The sequence below is a fragment of the Falsiroseomonas oryzae genome (assembly GCF_027856955.1).
GTDB lineage: Bacteria > Pseudomonadota > Alphaproteobacteria > Acetobacterales > Acetobacteraceae > Falsiroseomonas > Falsiroseomonas oryzae.
The window spans coordinates 1-4751 of the sequence record NZ_JAPSMD010000412.1 but is presented as its reverse complement, the minus strand read 5'-3'; the positions used below and the strand labels follow the sequence as shown (position 1 = coordinate 4751).

At 72.8% G+C, this 4751-nt stretch carries 7 protein-coding genes and 1 pseudogene; 4 read left to right on the top strand and 4 right to left on the bottom strand.

The window, feature by feature from the left end:
* Positions 1-214: pseudogene (locus OZN99_RS25800) on the bottom strand (hypothetical protein); the annotation flags it as partial.
* 203 nt (positions 215-417) lie between these two features.
* Between OZN99_RS25800 and OZN99_RS25795 the strand changes: the two are divergent.
* The 4 genes from OZN99_RS25795 (at position 418) to OZN99_RS25780 (ending at position 2088) form a co-directional block, all read left to right on the top strand.
* A complete protein-coding gene (locus tag OZN99_RS25795) occupies positions 418-768 on the top strand; it encodes an NADH:ubiquinone oxidoreductase subunit NDUFA12 (protein ID WP_270938099.1) in 351 nt (116 codons plus the stop codon).
* Positions 769-944: 176 nt separating this feature from the next.
* On the top strand, positions 945-1451 hold the full coding sequence (mlaD, locus tag OZN99_RS25790; RefSeq protein ID WP_270938098.1) for an outer membrane lipid asymmetry maintenance protein MlaD: 507 nt from the start codon (positions 945-947) through the stop codon (positions 1449-1451).
* On the top strand, positions 1448-1723 hold the full coding sequence (locus tag OZN99_RS25785; protein ID WP_270938097.1) for a hypothetical protein: 276 nt from the start codon (positions 1448-1450) through the stop codon (positions 1721-1723). The genes mlaD and OZN99_RS25785 overlap by 4 nt, the downstream gene beginning before the upstream one ends.
* The gene (locus tag OZN99_RS25780) at positions 1723-2088 is read left to right on the top strand and encodes a DUF2155 domain-containing protein (RefSeq protein ID WP_270938096.1); all 366 of its coding nucleotides are present in this window, start codon (positions 1723-1725) and stop codon (positions 2086-2088) included. The genes OZN99_RS25785 and OZN99_RS25780 overlap by 1 nt, the downstream gene beginning before the upstream one ends.
* Positions 2089-2190: 102 nt before the next feature.
* Here OZN99_RS25780 and aat read toward each other — a convergent pair whose 3' ends face one another.
* The 3 genes from aat to OZN99_RS25765 form a co-directional block, all read right to left on the bottom strand.
* Entirely contained in the window at positions 2191-2871 is a 681-nt protein-coding gene (gene aat / locus OZN99_RS25775) for a leucyl/phenylalanyl-tRNA--protein transferase (protein ID WP_270938095.1), read from the bottom strand.
* A gap of 127 nt (positions 2872-2998) precedes the next feature.
* Positions 2999-4351 carry an acetyl-CoA carboxylase biotin carboxylase subunit gene (gene accC, locus OZN99_RS25770; protein WP_270938094.1) on the bottom strand — a complete coding sequence of 451 codons (1353 nt, stop codon included), beginning with the start codon at positions 4349-4351 and terminating at the stop codon, positions 2999-3001.
* 86 nt (positions 4352-4437) lie between these two features.
* The coding region (locus OZN99_RS25765; protein ID WP_270938093.1) for an acetyl-CoA carboxylase biotin carboxyl carrier protein at positions 4438-4751 on the bottom strand (314 nt) is incomplete at its 5' end.

Here is a 4751-nt window from a genome sequence, read left to right as displayed (position 1 = left end):
GGCCGCGCTCCGCCAGCGCGCCGACCCAGGCCTCGGCCAGGCGGGGCAGCAGCACCGGGCCGGCGCCCGGCGCGATCGCGGCCAGCGCGGCGGCCTCCTCCTCGTCCCAGGCGACGGGGAGGGCCACAGCGCGGGTGGGGGAATCCGGGTCCGGCGCGGCGCGGACCCGCCACAGCGCCATTCCTTCCCACAGCGTTCCACGCAGGCTGGACATGGCCGCATGGTGGCGACGACTCGGGACGGAGGCAACCCGCATCTAGGGGTATTCCGGTGCCGCAACCGCAACATCCTGTGGACAACCCCGGTCGGACGCCGATCCCCGCCCTTGCTTTGCGCGCCCCCCGCGGTTGTGCGACAAAGCCGTACCACATGAGATGCGAACGCCGCCCCAGCCCCGGGGCGGATCGAGGGTCACCGATGTTCGAGCGCCTGCTCGCCCGCCTCTCCGGCCGCCAGGTCGGCACCGACCGCTTCGGCAATGCCTATTTCGAGTCGCGCAAGGACTTCCTGGGCTACGGCCGGAAGCGCCGCTACGTGATCTATGCCGGCGAGGCCGAGGCCACCAAGGTGCCGCCCGAATGGCATGGCTGGCTGCACCACACCACCGACGCGCCGCTGCCCGAGCAGAAGCGCCACGCCTGGATGGTGGAGCATCGCCCGAACCCCACCGGCACGCCGCAGGCCTACCGTCCGCACGGCCACGACTACCAGGGCGGCCAGCGCCGCCCGACGGCCGGCGACTACGAGGCCTGGACCCCGGGGTCCTGAGCGCCGGTGTCCCGCCGGGAAGTAGCCCCCCCGCTTGGATCGCCTCATGGCGATGGCGGCCAGGGCCGCAACCGCGGCCCCGCGCGCAGCGCAACCGCTTGGCCCGACGCAGCACCGCGTAGGCGCGCAGCCAAGGCCGCGGATGCGGCCGCCCGGCGACTGAGGGCATAAGAAAGATGAAATCGCGTTCCATCGCCGAGGTCGCGGCCGGCGCCGTGGTGCTGCTGGTCGCCGCGGCCTTCCTGGTCTTCGCAGTCACCAATTCCGGCCGCGGCGGAATCTCCGGCCCGGCGCTGACGCTGACGGCGAAGTTCGACCGCATCGACGGTCTCGCGCCCGGCGCGGACGTCCGCATCGCGGGCGTGAAGGTCGGCTCGGTGACGGACCAGCGCATCGACCCGCAGACCTTCCTGGCCGTGCTGACGCTGCGCATCGACGGCAGCCTGCGCATCCCGGCCGACAGCTCCGCCGAGATCGCGAGCGAGGGGCTGCTCGGCGGCCGCTTCGTCTCGGTCGTGCCGGGCGGCGCGGACCGCATCCTGGCCAATGGCGGCGAGATCACCATCACGCAATCGGCGGTCAGCCTGGAAAGCCTGCTCGGGCGCTTCATCTTCTCCATGACGGAAGGCCAGGGCAGCGGGTCCCGGGGCCAGGGCGAGGGCGGCACGGCCACTCCGCGATGACGCAGGTCAACGGCCCGCGCGCCTCCGGCGCGACCGAACCCCCGCGCGCCTCCGGCGCGACCGAACCGCCGCAGGTCTGGCCCGGCGCGGACGGCGCGCCCGTCGCCTGCCGCGAGAAGCTGAAGATGCTGGCCGAGAACCACCGCGAGGCCGCGCAGGTGCTGCGTGACACCTTCGAGGATGCGGTGCTGATGGGCGTGGAGGAGGCGGCGATGCGCCGCATCCTGACCAACCTCGTCGCCGCACTGCCCAGCCCGAAGCGCGGCGGCTGATGCGCCGCATCCTGCTGCTGGCCTGCGCGGCCCTGCAGCTGCCCGCGCTTGCCCAGGCCTGGCTGCCGCAGCGCGTGGCGGAGCTGCAGGCGCTGGACAAGGTGACGGCGCGCGTCACGACGCTGCGGGTGCCGCTGGACAGGCCGGAGCGCTTCGGCACGCTGACCATCACGGTGCGCGCCTGCCATGCCCGGCCGCCGGACGAGGTGCCCGACGCCGCCGCCTGGATCGAGATCACCGACAGCCGCGCGCCGGCCAATGGCGCGGCCGTGTTCCGCGGCTGGATGTTCGCCAACGCGCCGGGCGTGAACATGCTGCAGCACGCGGTCTACGACATCCGGCTGCTGGAGTGCCGCGTGGGATAGCGCACGCCGCCTGAGCGTGATCCGCCTCGGTCGATCACGCTCAGGCCTTCGTTCGGGCCGCTGGCTCACCGCTTCGGCGATTCCGCCTTCGCGGATCAGGCGCTACGCCTCCTCCGCCCGCCGCAGCGCGCGGATCTCCGCCTCCAGCGCCGCCGGGTCGGGGTTGTCCTGCCAGGTCACCGCCTCCTCCAGCGCTTCCGACAGCAGGCGCTTGTAGTCGGCGCGCGGCACCTCCCGGCAGCCGAACTGCGCCAGGTGCGCGGTCTGGAACTGCGCGTCCAGCAGGCGGAAGCCGGCCAGCCGCAGCCGCGCGACCAGATGCACCAGCGCCACCTTGGAGGCGTCGCGCATGCGGCTGAACATGCTCTCGCCGAAGAAGGCGGCGCCGAGCGAGACGCCGTAGAGCCCGCCGACCAGCCGTTCCTCCTCCGGCTTGCCGAGCCAGACCTCCACGGAATGCGCGTGCCCCAGGCGGTGCAGCGCGAAGAACAGCCGCTCGATCTCCGGGTTGATCCAGGTCTCCTCGCGCCCCTCCGCGGGTTCCGCGCAGCCGGCGATCACGCCGGCGAAGTCGCGGTTGGCGGTGACCGTGAAGGGGCCGGAGAGCGTGGTGCGCAGCAGCCGCCGCGGCAGGTGGAAGCCATCGAGCGGGATGACGCCGCGCAGCTCCGGGTCGAGCCAGTACAGCCGGTCGCCGCGCCGGCTCTCGGCCATGGGGAACAGCCCCGCGCGATAGGCGCGAAGCAGGAGTTCCGGCGTGATGTCGAACTGGCGGCGGCTCACCCGCGCAGTATGCGCACTTCCGGGGGCGGGTGCGAGATTCGCGACACGTCCTTGCAGTCAGGCCGTCGAGAGGGCCGGCGCGCCCGCCGGGACCGCAGCCGGTGTCGTCCGGCCATCCGGCCGCCGGTCAGTTCTCCCGCATGCGGGAGACGAAGCGCTCCAGCCAGTGGATGGTGTAGTCGCCGGCCTGGAACTCGGGATCGGCCACGATGTGCTGGTGCAGCGGCAGGGTGGTGCGGATGCCGCTGACCACCATCTCGGCCAGCGACCGGCGAAGCCGGGCGATCGCCTCGGCGCGCGTGGCGCCGTGCACCACGAGCTTCGCCACCAGGCTGTCGTAGTGCGGCGGCACCACGTATCCGCTGTAGAGCGCGCTGTCCACGCGCACGCCGAGGCCGCCCGGCGCGTGGTACATGTCCACCCGCCCCGGGCTGGGCGCGAAGGTTTCGGGGTCCTCGGCGGTGATGCGGCACTCGATCGCGTGGCCGGAGAAGCGGATGTCCTCCTGCCGGTAGCCGAGCGGCTGGCCGGCGGCGACGCGGATCTGCTCCTTCACCAGGTCCACGCCGCAGACCATCTCGGTCACCGGATGCTCCACCTGCAGGCGGGTGTTCATCTCGATGAAGGCGAACTGGCCGTCCTGCCACAGGAACTCCAGCGTGCCGGCGTTGCGGTAGCCGAGCTCCTTCAGCGCGCGCGTGACGTTGGCGCCGAGCGCATCGCGGTCGGCGGCGGTCAGCACCGGGCTGCCGGCCTCCTCCACCAGCTTCTGGTGGCGCCGCTGAAGGCTGCAGTCGCGCTCGCCGAAATGCACGACGTTGCCATGGGCGTCGGCCAGCACCTGCAGCTCGATGTGGCGCGGGCGGTCGAGGTACTTCTCCATGTAGACGCTGTCGTCGCCGAAGGCGGCCTTGGCCTCGGTGCGGGCGACGCGCCAGGCCTCCTCCAGCTCGTCGGCGCTGCGCGCCACCTTCATGCCGCGCCCGCCGCCGCCGGCGGCGGCCTTGATCAGCACGGGGTACTTGATCTCGTCGGCGATCGCCTTCGCCTCCTCCAGCGTCTCCAGCGCGCCGGGGGAGCCGGGGACCAGCGGCACGCCGAGCCGGCGCATCGCGTCCTTGGCGGCGATCTTGTCGCCCATCATGCGGATGTGGTCGGGCGTGGGGCCGATGAAGGCCAGGCCATGCGCCTCCACCATCTCGGCGAAGGAGGCGTTCTCGGACAGGAAGCCGTAGCCCGGATGGATCGCATCCGCGCCGGTGATCGCCGCCGCGGAGAGGATCGCCGCCATGTTCAGGTAGCTCTCGCGCGCCGGCGGCGGGCCGATGCACACGCTCTCATCGGCCAGGCGGACATGCATCGCGGTGTTGTCGGCGGTGGAGTGCACCGCGACGGTCTGGATGCCCATTTCCTGGCAGGCGCGGTGCACGCGCAGCGCGATCTCGCCGCGGTTCGCGATGAGAACCTTGCGGATGTTCATGTCCTACCCCGCGCCGCTTCGCGGCGCCGCCGGCCGGTTCAGACCTGCGCAGCGCTCCGCGCCGCTGCGGTCATCGGACGGCGTGCTCACTCGATCACCAGCAGCGGCTCGCCGTATTCCACCGGCGACCCGCTCTCCACCAGGATGCGCGTGACGGTGCCGGCGCGCGGCGCGCGGATCTGGTTGAAGGTCTTCATCGCCTCGATCAGCAGCAGCGTCTGGCCCTGCGCGACGCGGGCACCCAGCGTGATGAAGGGCGCCGCGCCCGGCTCCGGCGCCAGGTAGGCGACGCCGACCATGGGCGAGGTGACGGTGCCGGGATGCGGGCCCTCGGCTTCCGGCGCGGCGGCGACAGCCACCGGGGCGGCTGCGGCCGGCGCCGCCGCGGCCGGGGCGGCGA